This window comes from Mycobacterium sp. Dal123C01 (genome assembly GCF_052566995.1).
Window position 1 is genome coordinate 4,178,960 of record NZ_CP199580.1, and the last position, 19,102, is coordinate 4,198,061.

Genomic DNA, 19,102 nt, shown 5'->3' on the forward strand with positions numbered 1-19,102 from the left:
GCCAGCTTCACACTGGGGCGGCGCCTGGCGTTTCGTCACGGTCGACGAATTCGCGCGGCTTCATTCCTGACTGCATGAGCTCGGCTCGGCGCGCCTGCACATCGGATGCGGCACCGACCATGTTGGTCAGGATGTGGCTGACCTGAAGGTGCACCCGCATACCCATCAATTCCCAAGCACGCTTGACGTTGTTCTTCACCGCCATCAGCGTGGTCAACGGGATTTGGGCGATCTTGCGTGCCATCTCCTCGACGGTGTCCTCGAGGTCGTCGCGCGGCACCACTTTGTTGAGCAGTCCCCAGTCGAGGGCTTGTTGGGCCGACAGCGTTGGCGCCAGCAACAACCAATCCATGGTGCGATGCCAGTTCATCAACAACCACGGCTCAATCATGGTGTGGCCGCCGGGTTCTCCGAGGCTTTGGGCAAGCGGCATCTGGAAATACGCGTCGTCGGAGGCCACGCAGAAGTCGGTCAACAAGCCGAGATAGATTCCGCCGCCCATGCAGTACCCGTGGATCTGGGAGATCGTCGGCTTGGGGAACTCCCACAAGTACAGCGTTGGCCACAGGAAGAGGTCGGCAGTGCCCTTGTAGAGGTCCTCAAAGGTATTTCCGAAGTCTGGGTAGGGATTTTCGTCGGGACCCCAGCGGGCAACGTGGCCGCCGCAGAAGCCCTTGCCGTTGGCCTTGATGATCACGACCTTGATCTCGTTGTCGCGGTCGGCCTCGTGCAGGCAGTTGTCGACTTCGGTGACGAGGACGGAATCCTTGGTGTTGGCCTTGTCGACCCGATTCAGAATGATCCGCGCGATCGGCGGTTCGCGCTCGTAGATGATCGCTTCGAGGACGCGACGCTCCATCATCGGGACCTTACCCTCCCCGCACTCCAACTAGCGGTTGCATGATCTCGACGCGAGGAGTGAGCTGTACTGGGTGCGCACCGGGCTGCGCCACGGCCGACATCCGGACAAACGAACGGAAGCTCTCATGGCGACTCCTTTGGACCGGGCAACCCAGCTGGACCTGGTGGCCAGGCTCAAGTCCTCCTACCCCGAGCTTCCGGACGCGCCCACCCCGGATCTCATTGATCACGACCGGTTCACCGCCTACACCAAGACCCCACACGATGTCGGTGGCGAGCCGGACGCCCCGATCGCATGGGAGAACAAGCAGTACGAGATCTGGGAAGAGAACACCTACATCATGTGTGAGGTGCTCGGTTGGCGCGGAATCTGGTTGTCCGAGGAACGACGCCGGATGGGCAATGTGGACCTGGGCCGCGCCATCTATCTGGGTCTGCCGTACTACGTGCGGTGGTTGCTCGCGGTCGTGCGAGTCCTCGTGGAGAAACACCACATCGGGCTGAGCGAGCTGGCCGAGCGAATGGTTGAGGTGAAGGCCCGGTATGAAGGCGGGCTGCAGGGTAAGCCGTTGGAAGCCAAGCCCAAATTCGAAGGCGACCCCGCAGAGGTCAAACGCAACGAACACCACATCCGCGCCGTCGGTAAAGGCGACCCGCAAATTTTTGCCGGGCAGGCCGGTGAACCGAAATTTCGGGTCGGCGACGAAGTCGTGGTGAAGGACCTGCCCATCCTGCTGTACACCCGCACCCAGGAATACGTGCGGGGCGCGAAAGGTGAGATCGCCGTCGTCACGTACGAAAGCCCCGCGGCCGAGGACGAGTCCTGGGCCGGGCCCGATCAAAAACCCGAGTGGTTCTACATCGTTCGGTTCAATCTGTCCGAGCTCTGGCACGGCTACACCGGTCCCACCAATGACACGCTGCAAACCGAGATCCCCGAGCGGTGGCTCGGAGCGGCGGAAGGGACGTCAGCATGACCAACCATGATCACGACCACGACCACGACCACGACCGCACCGCGGCGCCCATGGTGGATGAGATCACCGACTTCGAAGTCCTCGAGATTGCCCTTCGCGAATTGTGCATCGAGAAGGGGATTTTCAGTGCGGCCGAACACCGCCGGATGACCGAATACGCCGAACAGATCGGGCCGACTCCGGCCGCCCACCTGGTGGCTCGGGCCTGGCTCAACCCCGAGTTCAAGGAGCTGGTCGTTTCGGATCCGCTCACCGCCAGTAAGGAAGTCGGGGTCGACTGGTTGCACCCCACGGGTTTCGGCACGCCCAGTGACTTCACGGCCTTTCACGTGCTGGTGGACACGCCGACGTTGCATCACGTGATCGTGTGCACGCTGTGCTCGTGCTATCCGCGCCCGATTCTGGGCAATTCGCCCGAGTGGTACCGGACGCCCAACTTCCGTCGCCGTATCGTGCGCTGGCCGCGCCAAGTGCTCGCCGAGTTCGGACTGTACCTACCCGAAGAGGTCGAGATTCGGGTGGAGGACTCGAATCAGAAGCACCGGTTCATGGTGATGCCCATCCGCCCCGAAGGAACCGATGACTGGACCGAGGACCAGCTAGCCGAAATCCTCACCCGCGATTGCCTGATCGGTGTGGCGTTGCCCAAGGCCGGCGTAACCACGAACGCGATCACCGAAACCCGACCGGCCAACCATCCTGTCGGCGACTGATTCGGAGGCGAACAGGTGAGCACTTCCGAAAGCGTGGACTCGGCCCTGGAGGCCGAAGCTTCCTCGATTACGCCTTTGGCGAAAATCGTTGAGCGAAACCAGGTCTGGAGCCGGATGGCGGCCAAGTACGGAGTCGACAACCCGGTGCCGCCGTGGCAGACCAGCCTGGACGGGATGTGCGACGCCCTCGATCAAAGCGTTTGCGGCCCAGAGGTACTCGGCTTCGTCGACCGGCGCAACGAAGAGGACACCCTGTCGGAGACGGTGTATTCCGAGCTGCCCTACCCGGAAATCCGGTTGGTTGCACTGGCGCATTCGCTCTTAGCGCGTGGTGTGATCGACGAGGCCGAACTCGAAGAGCGCATGGCAGCCGTACGGGCCAGGCTGGAAGCCTGATCAAACTCAGCGACGGACATCACAGTCGGCTTTTTCGTCGCTGTCCACCGGGTGCGCTATGCTGGCATCAACGTTGGCCTCACAGCTAGATGTCAACTACGTCGTGGAACGCTTCTTCATCCCACCTGGTGCCGCCCCGAAATTCGGGCTTACCCACCACGTTCAGATGATCCGTGCATCCGCACTAGCTTGTCTCGCGGCGATCGATTTTGCCCTCCGGCAATCTCGCCAACTTGTGCTGAGAACCGCGCGCGACAACTACGTTGCCGGTCCGGCATGACCGATGCCTGAAAGGCACCGAACAGTGACTACCGACAAAACTTTTGCCGATCTCGGCGTGCGCAGACCAATCGTCAGTGCGCTCGCCGCTCGCGGCATTACCGATCCATTTCCTATTCAGGTTGCGACCCTGCCCGATACGCTGGCCGGCCGCGACGTACTCGGCCGCGGGAAAACGGGCAGCGGAAAGACCCTTGCCTTCTCGATCCCGCTGGTCACCCGGCTCTCCGAAGGCAGCCGCCGCCGGTCACAACCATCGGGTTTGGTGCTCGCGCCCACCCGTGAGCTGGCGAGTCAGATCACCGCGACGCTTGAGCCGCTGGCCGCAGCCTGCGGTCTGCGGGTCACCACGATCTTCGGCGGCGTTTCACAACACCGTCAGGTGGTGGCACTTAAATCCGGCGTCGACATCGTGGTGGCCTGCCCGGGCCGGCTCGAGGATCTGATGAAGCAGCGGCTGATCAGCCTCGCGGCGGTCGAGATCACCGTGATCGACGAAGCCGATCACATGGCCGATCTCGGCTTTCTGCCCGGCGTCACCCGGATCCTGGCCGCGACCCCGAATGGCGGCCAGCGGCTGATGTTTTCGGCGACCCTGGACAACGGCGTCGACAAGCTCGTCACGCGGTTCCTGCAGAACGAGGTTCTGCACTCCGTCGATGGGGTCGACTCGCCGGTATCCGAAATGACCCATCACATATTCCATGTCGCCAATGCCGACGCCAAGAAGGAACTTGTGCACCGACTCGCTTCCGGCACCGGGCGCCGAATTCTCTTCATGCGCACCAAGCACCAAGCCCGCAAACTCGCCAAACAGCTCACCGAATCTGGAGTTCCGTCAGTCGACTTGCACGGCAACCTGTCTCAGCCTGCCCGCGAGCGCAATCTGGCGATGTTTGCCTCGGGCGGTGCCCGGGTGCTGGTGGCAACCGACATCGCCGCGCGGGGCGTGCACGTCGACGAGGTCGAACTCGTCGTGCACATCGACCCGCCCGCCGAGCACAAGTCCTATCTGCACCGCTCCGGGCGCACGGCGCGGGCGGGAAGCGCCGGTGACGTCGTCACCGTCGTCCTGCCCGAGCAGCGCCACGACACTCAGGCGTTGATGCGCAAGGCCGGCATCAAGGTCGCTCCTCAACAGGTGACCGCGACGTCGGACGCGGTGCAAGCGCTCGTCGGTGAGATCGCGCCCTACCAGGCGCCCGCACCCGCCAGTGTTCCCTCGCAGTCGCCACGGCAGCATCGACCGAAGGCCGGCGGGCAACGGCGTCGTCCGAACACCAGTCGGTCACCGAAAAGTAATCCGGCCCCGACCGATTCGGCGATCTCGTACCGCAGCAACACACCTAACCACCGCAGCGCCACACCGACGCGGCAGGTCGAACATCGACGCCGCTCGAGCCGCGCGCAAGGCGCGCAAGGGTAGTTGCGCAGGGCTCAAGCCCGCGCCAGCAGCCACGCTTGGCCCTGGCCTTCACCGGCGGCAATGACGTCCAGTTCGGCGAAGGCCACGGCGAGCTCGCCGGGTGTTGCGCGAAACGGACCCGGTTCGGCGCCGACTTCGCTGAGCGCCGCCGTCGCCAGCAGCCCGCCCGGAGCCAAGCGCTCGATGAACGCTTGGTCGAGGCGGGGGTCGCGGAACTTGTGGCAAAGGATGACATCGACCGGAGGCCCGGCCGGTAAGCCGTCGTCGAGATCCACGACGTCAAAACGGCAGCGTTCGTCGATGCCACTGTGCCGGGCCAGCTCCCGTGCCTGGCCGATGGCGACCGCGGAGACGTCCAATCCGACGACCTGCAGGCCTCGCTGGGCCAACCAGACCGTGGCGAGTCCGCGGCCGCAGGCGATGTCGAGAGCCCTGCCGGTGGTCGGGAAAGCGTCCGCATAGTCGGCAAAGATGCCTGGCGGGCCCACCGGAGCGCCGGATGCCGGTTCCTTGCTCGTATACCGCTCGTCCCAACGGCGCCGGTCCTCCCAGGTCACAGCCGTCACCTTACGACTCGCGCAGTACGAGAAACCAATGCTCAACAGTTCTGGACAGGTGTCTGCATTTTAGGCAAGGTGCCTACCCTCCTACGTCCACCTGGCCAGACGAGTGAGATGCCATCGCTGCTGTACCGGGACATTTAGTCGCTTAGCGTCGGTGTTGTTGGCCGCGCGCATCCCGTTTCCTACACTGGACGGGTGTCTAGAGAAGTGGCTCCTCCGGCCGGGGCGGCGGCCGGTGCCGGGGGTGCCCGCCGGTCGGATCGTCGGCCCGGACAAACGATCCGCAAGGTCCTCGACGCCGGGCTGGAGGAGCTGCGTGAATCGTCGTACGCCAACCTGACGATGCGTGCCGTTGCCGCCCGCGCCGGAGTGTCGCCGGCCAGCGCCTACACGTACTTTCCGTCGAAAAGCGCCTTGGTGGCCGCGGTCTATCTGCATTTCCTGCGCGCCCTGCCGCTGCACACCGATGTCAACGACACCACCAAGACCCGGGTGAGCGCCACGCTGCGGGACATGGCGGTGGCGGTGGCCGACGAGCCCGAGTTGAGCGCCGCCTGTGGCGCAGCATTGATGGCCGACGATCCGGCGGTCCAACCGCTGCGAGAACAGATCGGCGAAGAAGTGTCGAAGCGGATTGCGGCCGCGCTGGGGCCGGGGTGGCCGCGCGCCGTGAAATCCACCCTGCAGATCACCTTCGCCGGCGCGCTGATGACAGCGCGCTTTGTCGATTACGAGGAGATCGCCGGGCAACTCGACCAGGCGGTTAACCTCATTTTGGGGGCCTCGGTTGCCTGATTTGCCGAATGCACAAGCGAATTGCCTCATTCAACGTCGCCGACCCAGCGCGCCGAACCTCGAGGAGAGTCGTGGGCGATAGCGGATTCAACCTGTCGACGGTGTTTTCCACTCTGGCACGGGCACTTCCCCAGCACCGTGCCCTGTTCTGGCGGGATCGGGAATGGACGTACGCCGACATGGACGCGCGGGTAGACGGCGTCGCGCACTACTTGGCGTCGCTGGAGCTGCGGTGTCATACCGAACGGGATCGCTTGCAGGGCCACGAATCTGGCCAGGATCACATCGGTTTGTACCTGCGCAACGGTAACCAATATCTGGAGTCGATGATCGGCGCCTACCGGGCGCGGGTCGCACCCTTCAATGTCAACTACCGCTACGTGGATGCCGAGCTCGTCTATTTGCTTGCCAACGCGCAAGCCCGGGCGCTGGTGTATCACGCCGAATTCGCGCCTCGCGTCGCGTCGATTCGCGATCAACTCCCCCAACTGGAATTTCTCATTCAGGTGTCAGACGATTCCGGCCAGCCGCTGTTGCCCGGCGCTGTCGACTATGAATCGATCGTCGAGACACCGCCCCCGGCCGCCGGAATGCCCACTCCGCGCGGTGACGACCTGTACATGCTCTACACCGGTGGCACCACCGGAATGCCCAAGGGTGTGCTGTGGCGCCAGAACGACGTGTTCGTGTCCGCAATGGGCGGGCGCCCTTTCGGCTCCGATGAGGCGATGGCCTCCTACGACGAACTGGCCGAGCGCGCGTCTGCGGCGCCCGGTCTCGCATCGGTGCTGCTGATCCCGCCCCTGATGCACGGCGCCGCGCAGTGGGGTGCATTCCAGATCATGACGATGGGCGGTTGGGTGACGTTTCCCGACGATGTCCATAGCATTCGGGCCGACCAGATTCTGCGGTTGGTCGAACGCGAACGGGTCATGAATATCCCGGTCGTCGGCGACGCGATCGCCCGCCCACTCATCGATGAGATCGAGCGCGGTGACTACGACCTATCTGGACTGGTGTCGGTGAGCAATGGCGGCGCCGCATTGACTCCCAGTGTCCGCCGGCGCTTTGTCGCTGCGCTGCCGAATCTCCTGGTGATCGATAGCGCCGGAGCGTCGGAAACGGGTCTGCAGATGAGTGCGCTGTCGACACAGTCGGCGCCGACTGCCGTGCCCACGTTTACCCCGGGCTCGGAAACCGGTGTGGTGGCAGTCGATTTCAGCCGACAGCTCTGCGCTGGTGATGGCGAAGGTTGGCTGGCCCGGCGCAACTTCATTCCGCTTGGCTACCTCGGCGATGCGGAGAAGACTGCGCGCACCTTCCCCGTCGTCGACGGGGTGCGCTGGTCGGTTCCCGGGGACCGGGCCCGGCTTCTCGCCGACGGCCGTATCGAGCTGCTGGGCCGCGACTCCGTCACGATCAACTCCGGCGGTGAAAAGATCTTCGCCGAAGAAGTGGAGGCCGCGATGGCCGAGCACCCCGGCATCTACGACGTGGTCGTCACCGGCCGTCCTTCGGAGCGCTGGGGCAACGAGGTGGTCGCGATTGTTCAACTGGTCGAGGGCAGGGATCCCCGCGATGAGGAGCTGCTGGAGACGTGTCAGCAACACATCGCCCGCTACAAACTGCCGAAGGCGATCATCCGCACGGCCAAAGTCCAACGCTCGCCGGCCGGCAAGGCCGACTATCGCTGGGCCAAGCAGGTCGCTGCCGAAAGCCTCTCCACCACAACGGGATCGGAGTAGCCGAACGCTAGACCGCAGGCGTGAGGGTCCGGGACGGGTCGCCCGCACGCAGGAACTGGCCGAACCGCTGCTTGCCCAGCACCGGCGACACCTCGCCCGCACCGAACACGAGTTGCCCCGACACCAACACGCTGGTGACGGTGTCGTCGTTGCGGTTCACCATCCGCGATAGCCCGCCGTAGGACTCGATCGGGTGCTCGGCATAGGCATCGAGGGACTCGTCGAGCTTCTCGGGGTCGATCACGACAATGTCCGCGCGGTCGCCCTCGCGCAGTGTGCCCGCATCGATCCCGTACCAGGCTCCGAGTTCGCCGGTGAGCCGGTGGATCGCACGCTCGATCGTCAGGAACGGTGTGCCCTGTTTCTGGGCGTCGTGCACATGCCGCAGCAACCGCAGACCGGAGTTGTAGAACGCCATGTTGCGCAGGTGTGCGCCCGCGTCGGAGAACCCCATCTGAACATTGGGGCTCTGCGCCAGCTTTTTCAGCAATTCTGGCCGGTGGTTGGAGATCGTCGTGTGCCAGCGCAGCTCTTCGCCGTGCTCCAGCACCAGATCGAGGAACGCGTCGACCGGATGTACGCCGCCGCGGTCCACACCCACTTGCCCGAAGGACTTGCCGACCACCGACGCGTCTGGGCATGCCACGATCTCAGCGTCGAAGAAGTCGCGGTGCCACACCCTCGGCCCGTATTTCTGGTCGTAGTCCTTGCGGAATTGGCGCCGATACTCTTCGTCGCGCATGAGCTCGTTGCGGGCGATCTCGTCCTGCAGGTGCAGGGCGGCAGCGCCGGCGCCGAACTCTTCGAAGATCACCAACGAAATTCCGTCGGCGTACACCTCGAATGGCACCGGAAGATGCTGCCAGCGGAAGTCACCTCCGAGGGCGTTGACGATTCGCGCGAGGCCCTCCATGAGATAGATGACCGGCGGCAACGACTTGACATCGGCGGCCGAGAGCAGACTGGTCTTCAGTCGGCGCCGCCCCACCCCGAGCGAGGACGCCAGCTGGGAAACGATGGAGAACGGGTTCTTGATGTCGGGGCCCGACTGCAGGATCTTGTTGCGCCGCCGCAGGATAGCGTTCAGGCGGCGCAGTTCGCGCGACGAGGCATAGGTCGACGGCAGCGTGCGCGACCTGCAGATCTCGCCGTCGAGTTTGTCGAACAGCAGTTGCTGCGAGGACATACCGACGAAGCCCTCGTCGAGGGCCTCCTCCAGCATCGACTCCATCCGCGCGAGTTCGGTCGCCGACGGGCGAACGTCCTTGCGGGTTGCCCGGTCCAGTCCCATCGTCGCGGCCCGCATGTCGGAGTGACCGATGAAAGCCGCAATGTTGGGGCCCAGGTTGAGCTCCTCGAGGGCGGCCACATATTCCTTCGGACTGTTCCATGAGCGTGCTTCGTCGAGCTGCTCGATGACATAGCGCCGCGGAATGGCCTCGACACGCCCGAAGATGTCGCCCGCGTCGACGTTGTCCAGGTACACCGTGGACAGCGAACAGGAGCCCAGCATCACGGTCGTCACGCCATGCCGCAGCGATTCGGAAAGCGCTGGCTCACAGAGTGTTTCGATGTCGTAGTGGGTGTGGATGTCGATGATCCCGGGGATCACCCATTGGCCCGTCGCGTCGATGACGTCGGCGCCCGTGGTGTCCAGCGGTCCAGCGGCGATTGTGGCGACGCGGCCGTCGAGCACGCCGATGTTTCGAACAGCCGAAGGCGCCCCGGTTCCGTCGAACCAGCGTCCATTCATGATGACGGTGTCGTACCGCATGTTTCGGGCCTCCTGATTTGCAGTGATCATACACACTTCGGATAGTGTCTCGCCGTGGATCGATGAGGGTCAGAGCGCCGGATTCCCGGTCAGTCATGCGCAGCAGCAACGATCGTCTAGCCTGCGACGATATGATCTAGCCGTGACGATCACCGACTACGCGTTTGCCGCTCGCTGAGTATGCGCAGCCACGGCTGGGCGGGGAACACGCCCGCCTCCGATGAGGAGGCGATCGAGCGAATCCTGGATGCGGCGGACAAGATCATCGATGAGCGCGGATCGGCCATGCGGATCGCCGATGTCGCGCGGGCTTTGGGTGTGACCCGGCAGACCGTGTACCGCTATTTCCCCGGAACCCAGGCATTGCTGGTGGCAAGCGCGATGCGGTCAGCCGATGGCTTCCTTGATCATCTGGCGGCTCACCTCAAAGGGATCACCGACCCCGTTGTGGCAGTGACGGAAAGTTTCGCGTTCGCCGTCGAGCAGCTGGCGTCCGACAATCAGCTCGAATTGGTGCTCAACCGGCGCAACCGCAGCGGTCAAACGATCTCCATCGTGTCGGACACCGCTCTGGCCTTCGGGCGATCAATGCTGCACCGCTTCGATATCGATTGGGAGCAACACGGTTTCGACGATGCGGGCCTGGACGAGCTGAACGAATTCACCCTCCGGCTGCTGCACTCATTCCTGGCCGACCCCGGCCGACCCGCGCGCAGCGGCGCGGATCTTCGGCGTTACCTGATCCGGTGGATCGGACCCGCGATTGCCTACCCGCAAGTCGCCCAGGCAATGGGCGCGCTGCGGGCGCCCGAGCCGCGAGCGCGGCGGCGGTCCTCGGCGGCGTCCTGATGAAGAAGGAGTGGACGTAGTGGGAGTCGGACAAATCGCTTTGGACAGCGCACCTGTATTCGGTGGCGCAATGCTCGCGCTCGCGGCCGGGCAATTCAGAGGCCCCGACTATCGGGGGCTGATCCAGCAGGACATGGCCCTGCTGGAGAAGCTCCCGCCGGAGGAGACGCGAAGACGCGACGCACTGCAGCGCTCGATCGATGCTCGCATCGACGACCTGATTGACGGGGCAGACCGAAGTCGCGCGCTACGTAGGGCCGCGATGTCCTACCAGGGCAACTGGCGGGATCTGGTGGTGCTGCTCTGCGCCGTGCTCTTCACGATCGTCTGGTGGAACGTCAACCACAGCCGAGGCAACTGGCTGGTGATGTTCGTCCTGCTGATTTTGGTGTGCATAGTGACTGCCGCCTACGCATTCCGCGGCGTGCTGCACGCGGGTAGTTCGTTTCTGCACAGACGGCACGCCGGCGAGCACCCAGGAGATGGTCCTGCACCAAAGTAGCTGCGCCACAGCGATATATCGAACAGCCGGACCGGCAGCGTCAGTCGTCTAACCCACCGAAGCGGGACGCCGCCCTCGGACCAGACCGCCGGGCATGGCCTCGGTCAATTCGCCGTCGGCGACGACGGTTTCGCCCAGCACCATCGTCTCGACGTAGCCGTCCGCGCGCTGAATCAATCGCCCCGCGTCGCCAGGCAGATCCTCCACCCGCTCCGGGTAGTGCAGCCCGAGCCGATCCAAGTCGAGGAGATTGATATCGGCGCGTCGGCCCGGAGCCAGCACCCCGCGATCACCGAGCCCGTAGAAGCCGGCCGGGTCGCCGGTCAGGCGGTGCACGGCATACTCCAGCGACAGTCCGGGCCCCCGGGTTCGCTTCCCCACCCAGTGCGACAGGAGATACGTCGTCATGCTGGCGTCGCAGATGATGCCGCAGTGCGCCCCGCCGTCACCGAGCCCCTGCAGGCTCACCGGATCCGACATCATGTCGTAGAGGTGGTCGTAGTTGTTGCCGGCGTAGTTGAGCAACGGCAACAGCAAGAATTCACGCCCGCCGGCGCCGAGCAGCACGTCGTAGGTGACCTCCCACGGGTCGCGACCCTCGCGTTCGGCGATGGCGGCGATGCTGTCCTCGCGCGCCGGTTCGTAGTCGAGCGCCTCGCCCAGCGGGTAGAGCCGCTTGAAGGTGTGCATGTTGAGTTGGTCAGCGCTGGGCTGGGCCGACGGCTCGGGTGTTTCGGCCAGGATCTGCGCCCGGATGTCTGGATCGCGGAGCCGTTCGACGCGCTGCGCGAGTGGCATTTCCATCAGTGCGCGATAGGTAGGCCGGTGTCGGAACGGATTCATCCGCGATTGGTGGCCCATCAGCATCCCGAAGGCGCGGCTGGCCACTTGCGGCCTGATGGATGCACCGGCTGCGTTGGCTTTGTGCACCGCGGTGAACCAGTTCCGCCAGTCGTGCGGATCCTGTTCGTTGACCATCGCCAAGAACGTCAGCGGTATCCGATGCTGCTGACCGAGGCGGGTGATCCACTCGATCTCGGCATCGATCGAGTGGCGCTCGTCTCCCCCCATCGCGCCACCCACACCGGCCGGAACCACCTGCAGCACACCGGAACCCACCTCCGCCATCACGCCCATCAGCGCGGCGAGTTCGTCCTCCTCGGAGTAGGTTCCCGGTACCGGTTCACCCGATGCACTGCGATGCCCGGCCGTGCGCCCGAACGACATGCCCAACGCACCTGCCCGCAGGCCGTCGGCGACGATCCGGCCCATCGCCTCGAGGTCCGCACCAGTCGCGGTGTCGTGTGCACGGTCCCCCATGACGAAACCACGCACCGCCGCATGCGGAATCTGAGCACCCACATCGACCGCGCGCGGCATCCGCTCGAGAGCATCCAGGTACTCGCCGAATGACTCCCACTCCCACGTGATGCCTTCGGTTAACGCAGAACCCGGAATATCCTCGACGCCCTCCATCAGGTCGACGAGCCAGTCGTGCCGGTCGGGACGCACGGGCGCGAACCCGATCCCGCAGTTGCCCATGATCGCGGTGGTGACGCCGTGCCAGCACGACGGGGTCAGATGCGGATCCCAGGTGGCCTGGGCGTCGAAGTGCGTGTGCACGTCGACGAATCCGGGTGTCACAGTGAGGCCGTTGGCGTCGACGACGCGCCGGGCACTGCCCTGGACGCGGCCGACTTCTGCGATGACGCCGTCGATGACCGCGATGTCGGCGGTAGACGCCGGCGCCCCGGTACCGTCCACTACCGTTCCGCCCCGAATGATCAGGTCGTAGGTCATGCCAGCCATCCTTGCCGGCCCGGGTCGGTGGGGCAGGTGACCATCAGGCGTTCGTAGGGAGTCATCAGCTTGGTATTAGCGTAATGATAGCGATGTTAGCGCGGCGATCGAGGCCTGGTTCCGAGCAGGGAAATATCGAAACACTTTGGGCCGCTGGTTGACCCGAGTGTCAGAACTGGGGTGCTGCCTCGAGGACCTCAACGGCGGCGTCGATGTTGGGAATGATCGTCGGCCCATAGCTACTCACCACCTGCTGCAACGAGCGGGCGATATGCGGACCGACGGCGCCGGCAGCAAGAGCGTCCTCGGCCAAGACGATGCCATTGACCACATGGGCGGCGCTCAGGCGGCCATCGACGGTGAGCTCGTAGCGCCAGTCACCGATCTGGACCCGCTCCGGCTGTGACCGGAAAAAACCGCGCCGTGCCGGGGTGAGAATCACGCCCGGAACCCCGCAGAACACCCTGACGACTTGTCCGACTCCCCCGGGGCCGGCCAGGGCTGCTCCGATCGCACGGCTGGCCCGCTCATGGTCGAAACCCGTCATCAATCACTCATCGGAAGCACGAACGACGGTGTGATGGTTTGTGGCTCCCCGGTGCGGCGCACGGCGGTGCCCGCCACGTAGAACTCGACGGTGTGATGTCCCCATGCATAGTTCGAGATGGCGAAATGTACACCCACGACGCCGTTTCCACCGTCTCGTTCGGCCTCGCTCTGCATGCGTGACATGGCCAGTTCCCGAGCTTGGTAGCTGCCCTGCGTCCATTGCGGCATCTCGGCGTTGCGTCCCACCTGGCTGAGCGTTCGCATAAAACCTTGGACGGCAACGTGGAATACGCAGTTGCCCATGACGAATGCGACCGGGGCGAACCCGGAGCGCAGCAGGGTGGTCAGATCCTGGCCGGACAGGTGGCTGGTGAATGCCTGCCCGCTGGGACGCCGAAATGCCCCCGGCTTCTCGGTGTATCGCACGGCGGTTCCGACGGCGATGAACTCGAGGTGCTCACCCTCGCCTTGATGACGCCAATCGAGCCGGACACCGACGACTCCGTCCGCACCCAGCGAATCGGCCTCGGCTTGCATGCGCGACATCGCGTTCCAACGCGCGCGGTAGGTCGCGTCCGTCAGCACGGGCAGCTCCGATTGCTGCTTGATCCCGGTGAACTGGTATCCCACGTGATAGACCGAAACGCCCATCACCAGCTCGATCGGCTCAAATCCGGCCCCATGCAGCAGCGCGAATTCATTGATCGAAAGATCGGACGTGAATATCTTCCCGGCGTGCGAGAGACGTTCGCTGGCGACGGGGTCGAGCGGGTTCGGTTGCATTGTCAAAGACCCTCCTGCGGTTCGCAGACAGCGTAGGCCGCAGGGCCTCCGCACACACGCATAACATGCGACATTGTCGATCGGTCGGCGGCAACGGTCCCCCGCCGACCGGCGACGAACCGCGGCCTACGCGTTCGCGTGGTCACCCATCCGGCGGGTAGCTGTCGGTCGCCTTGGTGTCGCTGCATTCCAGCAGTTCTTTGAGCGCATCGGGAAACTCGTCGGCCATGGACCACAGGTCGGGCAACAGGTCAGGACAGCCGATGAGGCCGATCCCGAGTTCGCCGTTGAGCGACATCACGGTGATGTTGAGTCCGGCGTCGCCGATGAGCGGCCCGAGCGGGTACATCGTGTTGACTCGGCAACCCAGGAAATACAACTGATGGCGGGGGCCCGGCACGTTCGAGAGGATCAGGTTGTACGCGCTGCGATTGATCGGAATGCGCGGCAGCAGCCGCATCGCCGCGCCGAACATCGTCGGTCCGCCGAACTGAGTCCAGTCGTGCAGCAGGGTGGGGCCCATCGCGGCGGTGTGGTCTTTCGCGGCGCTATTCCCCGCGGCGATGGCGCGGATACGTTCGGCGGGGTCGCTGATTTGGCTTTCCACCCGGCAGAACATCCAGGTGGTCTGGTTGCGCCCGGGACGGTCGGATTTACCGTGCACCGACACCGGCACGGTGGCCACCAGTGGCTGTTCGGGCTCACCGCGCTCCAGCAAAAATCGCCGCAATACCCCGGCGCACAACGCCACCACCACGTCGTTGACGGTCACCCCGAAACGGTCCTTGACCCGTTTGACGTCGCGCATATCCAGCTGGCTGTAGGCGATATTGCGGTACCGCGTGACCGCGCCGTTGAACGGGGACGAGGGGGCCGAAAACGGCGCCGCCATGGTGCGGCCCTCACGTGCGCGCAGCACCGTCCGCGCCACTGTCAAAAGTGTCGCCGGCACGACGGTCGCCAGCCGCAACGGACGACGGGCAAATCCCAGCAGACCGCTCACCGCGATCTGCACTGGGTTACCGCCACCCGCACCACCGACAGCCCGCGGTGCCGGCGCGTCGGGCCGCGGGCTGCACAGGTGGGCCAGCAGGTTGGCGCCCGCGACACCGTCGACCAGGGCGTGGTGCACCTTGAGCATTACCACTATCGCGTCACTGTTCGTGGCGCCCTGCAGGACCCACATCTCCCAGAGCGGTCGATCACGGTCGAGCGGCAGCCCGGCGATGTAACCACAGATCTCGGCCAGCTCGCGGCGCCCCCCGGGCGCCGGCACACCGACGTGTTGCAGATGGTGTTCCAGTTGGAATTTCTCGTCGTCCACCCAGACCGGGTGGTCCACGTTCAGCTGGTTATCGGCGAGCTTCATCCGGAATTCCGGCACGGCGGCCGCGCTCTTTGCCAACGCGGTGCGAAAACGGCCGTAGCTGTAGCCCCCCGGCGCCGTCGAGGTGTCCAACTCCAACATGCAGCACACGTTCAACGGTTGTGTCGGCGTCTCCAAATAGAGGAAAAACGCATCAAGCCCACTCAGTCGTTCCACAGCCGCCGCCCGCCCGACTAGTGACTTTGTAAACCCCCCGGCGTCTAGGAGTTTAGGTAGCAGACCATTAGCGGGCTACCCCCCGAGTCGGGTCAGTCGGTTAAATTTTGAAGACATACCGCCACGGTATTGACCGATTGGCCGATCTTTACCGGTCCCTGGGACCGTCGGCCCTCGCCTGGCTGAACCCATCACGGTTCGGTCTCGTTATATCCGGTACCAGCGCCTTGGGCGCCGTGCGGGTAGCGGCAGACGCGCGCTGATCACATGCGGACTCGCAGGAGGATCATGTTCAAACGAGTCGACACTTGCGCGGGCCCCAAGCACAAACTGCTGACCATCGAACTGCGTGATGTGGTGCGCGAATACAGCATCGGCGGACAAACCGTGCGCGCGCTCGATGAGATCAGCCTGCGGCTCGAGGGCGGGCAGTTCGTATCGATGGTCGGGCCTTCCGGTGCGGGCAAGAGCACCTTGTTGCATTTGCTCGGCGCGTTGGACTCCCCTGATTCCGGATCCATCGAGTTCGACGGCGACGAGATCGGCCGGCTGAATGACGCACAGCAATCGCAGTTTCGCCATCATCGCGTCGGTTTCATCTTCCAGTTCTTCAACCTCTTGCCGACCCTGTCCGCGTGGGAGAACGTCGCGGTCCCGAAGCTGCTTGATGGCGTCCGGTTGGGTAAGGCCAAACCAGATGCGATTCGGCTGCTGGAACGGGTCGGGCTTGGAAACCGGACGCAGCACCGGCCAGCAGAACTGTCGGGCGGCCAGATGCAGCGGGTCGCCGTGGCGCGCGCACTGATGATGGACCCGCCGTTGATCCTGGCCGACGAACCGACCGGGAACCTCGATTCCACCACGGGCGCTTCGATATTGACGCTGCTCGGCGACGTCGCACACGAAGCCGGCCGGGGCCGGCTGGTGGTGATGGTGACCCACAACCCGGAGGCCGCAGAGGCAACCGATCGGGTAATCATGCTGCAGGACGGGCGAATCGTCTCCAACGAACGATCGGCGGTCCTGGTGTGAAACCGGGTTCCGCGATCAGTGCCACCGCGAGCCGGCTACGCGTATTCAGTCTGCGTGAACTTGCAGTGCACAGTCGACGCACGATTGCGTCGATCGCGGTAATGGCCGTCTCCGCAATGTATTTGGTTGCGGTATTCGGCATTTTCGGGTCGATCACCGGCTCGGTCAATCGGCTCAGCGATGGCATCGCCGGCATCGCCTCGCTGGAGGTGTCGGGCATTACCGACGCGGGATTTCCCGACACGATCACCCCCGACGTCGCCGCGGTTCCCGGGGTGGCGACCGCCGCGCCGATGATCCGGACGTCCGTATCCACATCGTCGGGGCCGGTTTTGCTGTTCGGTGCCGACGACCGCCTTGCGGCGTTGGGCGGCGCGCTGAAAGACGCCCTGAAAAATGGTGCGGCGGAACAATTGGCGAATCCGAACGGCCCCGCGAACGGGGTCCGCGTCGGACCGGGAATCGGTCATGCCAAAGGAGAGACGTTCCAGCTTGGCTCGGGCTCGGTCACGGTGACCGAGGTGCTCGCCGGCAAAGAGGTTGCCGCCCTCAACGGCGGACACTACGTTCTAGCGCCACTTGCGTTGGCGCAGAACATCACCGGAAGACAAGGTCAGCTCGATTCGATTCTGATCACGATCAAGCCCGGTGCTGATCTGGGCCAGATCCGCTCCGCAGTCACTGCAGCGGTGAACGGCCGCGCCATCGTCGCCGACCCGAGCATGCGGGCCACCCGCGCCGGCGACGGTGTCAAGCTGATGAATTACATGGCGCTGATGGGTGCGATGGTGGCGTTGATGGTCGGCGCGTTCTTGATCTACACCACGATGACGATGGCGATCAGCCAGCGCCGACCGGTCATCTCGCTGCTACGCGCGATCGGTGGCCGGCGCGCCACGATCGTCCGCGACATGCTCGCGGAGGCGGCAATTCTCGGGGTGATCGGCGGCGCCATCGGATCGGCCATCGGAATACTGATGGGCCGCATCGCGATCGGCCGGTTACCTGCGGCCCTGACGCAAGGCCTTGAAGCCCGCATCGAGTATTGCCTGCCCGGCTACGCGATACCGGCCGCCATCGTGACGACCGCGCTCACCAGCGTGGTGGCCTCGGCGATGGCCGCGCGGCAGGTATACAAGGTCGCACCCATCGAGGCATTGGCACCCGTAGGTGTGTCAGCGGCCGACCGGGTGCCACGGTGGCTCCGGGTCGCGTGCGGCGTTGGAGCGGTCATGGTCTTCGCGGTGTCGATCGCGGTCGTCATCAGCCAGCGAGGTGTCTTGGCCTTTATCGCGATGTCGGCCGTGTTCTCTGCGGAACTGGCGCTTGGCTTCGCGCTCACCATGCCCATCGTCAAAGCCGCGGCCACAACCGCGCGAATCTTCGGCACCGTTGGCGCCCTGGCGGCGGCGACCATCGAACGCGCGCCGCGACGGGTATGGGCGACGGTCATGACGGTGGTCATCGCGGTCATCACGACCGTGACGATCACCGGCACGAATACCGACATGATTCGCTCCGCGCGAGGCATCTTCGCGCCGGTGGCCGACGTCCCGGTGTGGGTCAGTGCCAGTCCCCCCGATACCTATCCCACTGATGCTCTGCCGCAAGACCTTTCCGAAAAGCTGGCCACCGTGCCGGGCGTCGCGCATGTGACCGAAGGCGCGTTCGGGTTCGCTGAGGTCGGGGGTACGCGAGTGATGCTCGACGGTTTCGCCGACGGAACCGCCGATCCGCTGTACCGGGCGCTTGACGCGCAGGTGCGCGACCAAGTGTTGACCGGTCGCGGGATCGTGCTCTCGCAGAATCTGGGCAAGACTCTGCACGTCCGGGTCGGTGACCAACTACGCATGCAAACCCCACACGGCGTGCAGCAGTCGACGGTGCTGGCCCTGGTTCCGTATTTCTCGACGGTCATCGGCACGGTCGGGATGAGTCTGGATCAAATGCGGGCGTGGTTCGACCGCCCGGTGGCAACCACCCTGCAGATCGCTGCGGCCCCGGGTGTGGACCCGCGTCGGCTGCTGACCGATATCCGCGGGGCGGTGCCCGCACCGAACTACGTCTATGACGGCCGCGCCGAGCTGGCGGGCCTCGAAGCGCCGATGCATCAGAGCCAGTTCATCGCCAACGCCGTCTGGATCATTGTCGTACTGGTGGCCGGGGTCGCACTACTCAACACCTTGACGCTCTCCGTGCTTGAACGACGCCGCGAAATCGGTGTGCTGCGCGCGATGGGCTCCAGTCGTCGGTTCACCCTGCGCATGGTGCTGGCCGAAGCGGCCGGAATCGGGGTTGTGGGCGGTGTTTTGGGGTTGGTGCTCGGGTGCGTGGACCAGTGGTTGTTCAGTCTCGTCAGCGGCGACATGATGAATTTCCACGTCACCTTCCGGCCGAGTTGGATGGCGCTTGCCTTCACCCTCGGCGCACTGGCAATCAGCCTGCTCGGCTCGGTGCCGCCCGCACGCCGCGCAGCGCGACTGAACATCATCGAAGCGGTCGGCGTCGAGTAAGA

Annotated in this window: 17 protein-coding genes; 10 read left to right on the top strand and 7 right to left on the bottom strand. The window is 64.6% G+C overall.

Translation table 11 applies throughout. From position 1 onward, the window contains the following. Positions 1–7: 7 nt before the first annotated feature. Positions 8–859: an enoyl-CoA hydratase-related protein gene (locus ACTXG5_RS19700; RefSeq protein WP_445160392.1), complete on the bottom strand. Its 852-nt coding sequence runs from the start codon at positions 857–859 to the stop codon at positions 8–10. Between the two features lie 127 nt (positions 860–986). Between ACTXG5_RS19700 and ACTXG5_RS19705 the strand changes: the two genes are divergently transcribed. From ACTXG5_RS19705 to ACTXG5_RS19720, 4 genes are all read left to right on the top strand, one after another. Continuing rightward, positions 987–1,838 carry an SH3-like domain-containing protein gene (locus tag ACTXG5_RS19705; protein WP_445160393.1) on the top strand — a complete coding sequence of 284 codons (852 nt, stop codon included), beginning with the start codon at positions 987–989 and terminating at the stop codon, positions 1,836–1,838. Then, positions 1,835–2,551: a thiocyanate hydrolase subunit gamma gene (scnC, locus tag ACTXG5_RS19710; protein ID WP_445160394.1), complete on the top strand. Its 717-nt coding sequence runs from the start codon at positions 1,835–1,837 to the stop codon at positions 2,549–2,551. Before ACTXG5_RS19705 ends, scnC begins: the two co-directional genes overlap by 4 nt. A gap of 114 nt (positions 2,552–2,665) precedes the next feature. After that, the gene (locus tag ACTXG5_RS19715; protein ID WP_445164504.1) at positions 2,666–2,947 is read left to right on the top strand and encodes a thiocyanate hydrolase; all 282 of its coding nucleotides are present in this window, start codon (positions 2,666–2,668) and stop codon (positions 2,945–2,947) included. Positions 2,948–3,251: 304 nt separating this feature from the next. Further along, positions 3,252–4,652 (top strand): DEAD/DEAH box helicase, encoded by a 1,401-nt coding sequence (locus ACTXG5_RS19720; RefSeq protein WP_445160395.1) that lies wholly within the window; start codon positions 3,252–3,254, stop codon positions 4,650–4,652. Positions 4,653–4,663: 11 nt separating this feature from the next. Here the strand turns inward: ACTXG5_RS19720 and ACTXG5_RS19725 are convergent, their stop codons facing one another. Continuing rightward, positions 4,664–5,209 carry a class I SAM-dependent methyltransferase gene (locus tag ACTXG5_RS19725; protein ID WP_445160396.1) on the bottom strand — a complete coding sequence of 182 codons (546 nt, stop codon included), beginning with the start codon at positions 5,207–5,209 and terminating at the stop codon, positions 4,664–4,666. 201 nt (positions 5,210–5,410) lie between these two features. Here ACTXG5_RS19725 and ACTXG5_RS19730 point away from each other — a divergent pair, with 201 nt between their 5' ends. Continuing rightward, positions 5,411–6,010 (top strand): TetR/AcrR family transcriptional regulator, encoded by a 600-nt coding sequence (locus ACTXG5_RS19730; RefSeq protein WP_445160397.1) that lies wholly within the window; start codon positions 5,411–5,413, stop codon positions 6,008–6,010. A gap of 71 nt (positions 6,011–6,081) precedes the next feature. After that, positions 6,082–7,755 carry an acyl-CoA synthetase gene (locus ACTXG5_RS19735; protein ID WP_445160398.1) on the top strand — a complete coding sequence of 558 codons (1,674 nt, stop codon included), beginning with the start codon at positions 6,082–6,084 and terminating at the stop codon, positions 7,753–7,755. Between the two features lie 7 nt (positions 7,756–7,762). On the opposite strand, the gene ACTXG5_RS19740 is transcribed toward ACTXG5_RS19735, so the two are convergent. Continuing rightward, positions 7,763–9,529, bottom strand: a complete 1,767-nt coding sequence (locus tag ACTXG5_RS19740) for an N-acyl-D-amino-acid deacylase family protein (protein WP_445160399.1) — start codon at positions 9,527–9,529, stop codon at positions 7,763–7,765. Between the two features lie 180 nt (positions 9,530–9,709). Here ACTXG5_RS19740 and ACTXG5_RS19745 point away from each other — a divergent pair, with 180 nt between their 5' ends. After that, a complete protein-coding gene (locus tag ACTXG5_RS19745; protein ID WP_445160400.1) occupies positions 9,710–10,378 on the top strand; it encodes a TetR/AcrR family transcriptional regulator in 669 nt (222 codons plus the stop codon). 10 nt (positions 10,379–10,388) lie between these two features. Then, positions 10,389–10,880: a hypothetical protein gene (locus ACTXG5_RS19750; protein WP_445160401.1), complete on the top strand. Its 492-nt coding sequence runs from the start codon at positions 10,389–10,391 to the stop codon at positions 10,878–10,880. A 48-nt stretch (positions 10,881–10,928) separates the two neighbouring features. Here ACTXG5_RS19750 and ACTXG5_RS19755 read toward each other — a convergent pair whose 3' ends face one another. The 4 genes from ACTXG5_RS19755 to ACTXG5_RS19770 all read right to left on the bottom strand — a co-directional run bounded on the left by ACTXG5_RS19755 (position 10,929) and on the right by ACTXG5_RS19770 (position 15,555). Then, positions 10,929–12,680: an N-acyl-D-amino-acid deacylase family protein gene (locus ACTXG5_RS19755; RefSeq protein WP_445160402.1), complete on the bottom strand. Its 1,752-nt coding sequence runs from the start codon at positions 12,678–12,680 to the stop codon at positions 10,929–10,931. Positions 12,681–12,849: 169 nt separating this feature from the next. Continuing rightward, entirely contained in the window at positions 12,850–13,227 is a 378-nt protein-coding gene (locus ACTXG5_RS19760) for a DUF5073 family protein (RefSeq protein ID WP_445160403.1), read from the bottom strand. Next, positions 13,227–14,012, bottom strand: a complete 786-nt coding sequence (locus tag ACTXG5_RS19765) for a heavy metal-binding domain-containing protein (protein WP_445164505.1) — start codon at positions 14,010–14,012, stop codon at positions 13,227–13,229. The genes ACTXG5_RS19760 and ACTXG5_RS19765 overlap by 1 nt, the downstream gene beginning before the upstream one ends. A gap of 142 nt (positions 14,013–14,154) precedes the next feature. Next, a complete protein-coding gene (locus tag ACTXG5_RS19770) occupies positions 14,155–15,555 on the bottom strand; it encodes a WS/DGAT/MGAT family O-acyltransferase (protein ID WP_445160404.1) in 1,401 nt (466 codons plus the stop codon). 333 nt (positions 15,556–15,888) lie between these two features. Between ACTXG5_RS19770 and ACTXG5_RS19775 the strand changes: the two genes are divergently transcribed. Continuing rightward, positions 15,889–16,587, top strand: a complete 699-nt coding sequence (locus ACTXG5_RS19775) for an ABC transporter ATP-binding protein (protein ID WP_445164506.1) — start codon at positions 15,889–15,891, stop codon at positions 16,585–16,587. 101 nt (positions 16,588–16,688) lie between these two features. After that, complete coding sequence (locus tag ACTXG5_RS19780; RefSeq protein WP_445160405.1) at positions 16,689–19,100, top strand: FtsX-like permease family protein; 2,412 nt, start codon at positions 16,689–16,691, stop codon at positions 19,098–19,100. The last annotated feature ends 2 nt before the right edge of the window (positions 19,101–19,102 follow it).

Bases quoted from the DNA above. Each gene is read 5' to 3' on its own strand.
- ACTXG5_RS19700 (WP_445160392.1), bottom strand. From the start codon at position 859: ATGGAGCGTCGCGTCCTCGAAGCGATCATCTACGAGCGCGAACCGCCG.
- ACTXG5_RS19705 (WP_445160393.1), top strand. From the start codon at position 987: ATGGCGACTCCTTTGGACCGGGCAACCCAGCTGGACCTGGTGGCCAGG.
- scnC (WP_445160394.1), top strand. From the start codon at position 1,835: ATGACCAACCATGATCACGACCACGACCACGACCACGACCGCACCGCG.
- ACTXG5_RS19715 (WP_445164504.1), top strand. From the start codon at position 2,666: ATGGCGGCCAAGTACGGAGTCGACAACCCGGTGCCGCCGTGGCAGACC.
- ACTXG5_RS19740 (WP_445160399.1), bottom strand. From the start codon at position 9,529: ATGCGGTACGACACCGTCATCATGAATGGACGCTGGTTCGACGGAACC.
- ACTXG5_RS19745 (WP_445160400.1), top strand. From the start codon at position 9,710: ATGCGCAGCCACGGCTGGGCGGGGAACACGCCCGCCTCCGATGAGGAG.
- ACTXG5_RS19755 (WP_445160402.1), bottom strand. From the start codon at position 12,680: ATGACCTACGACCTGATCATTCGGGGCGGAACGGTAGTGGACGGTACC.
- ACTXG5_RS19760 (WP_445160403.1), bottom strand. From the start codon at position 13,227: ATGACGGGTTTCGACCATGAGCGGGCCAGCCGTGCGATCGGAGCAGCC.
- ACTXG5_RS19765 (WP_445164505.1), bottom strand. From the start codon at position 14,012: ATGCAACCGAACCCGCTCGACCCCGTCGCCAGCGAACGTCTCTCGCAC.
- ACTXG5_RS19780 (WP_445160405.1), top strand. From the start codon at position 16,689: ATGGCCGTCTCCGCAATGTATTTGGTTGCGGTATTCGGCATTTTCGGG.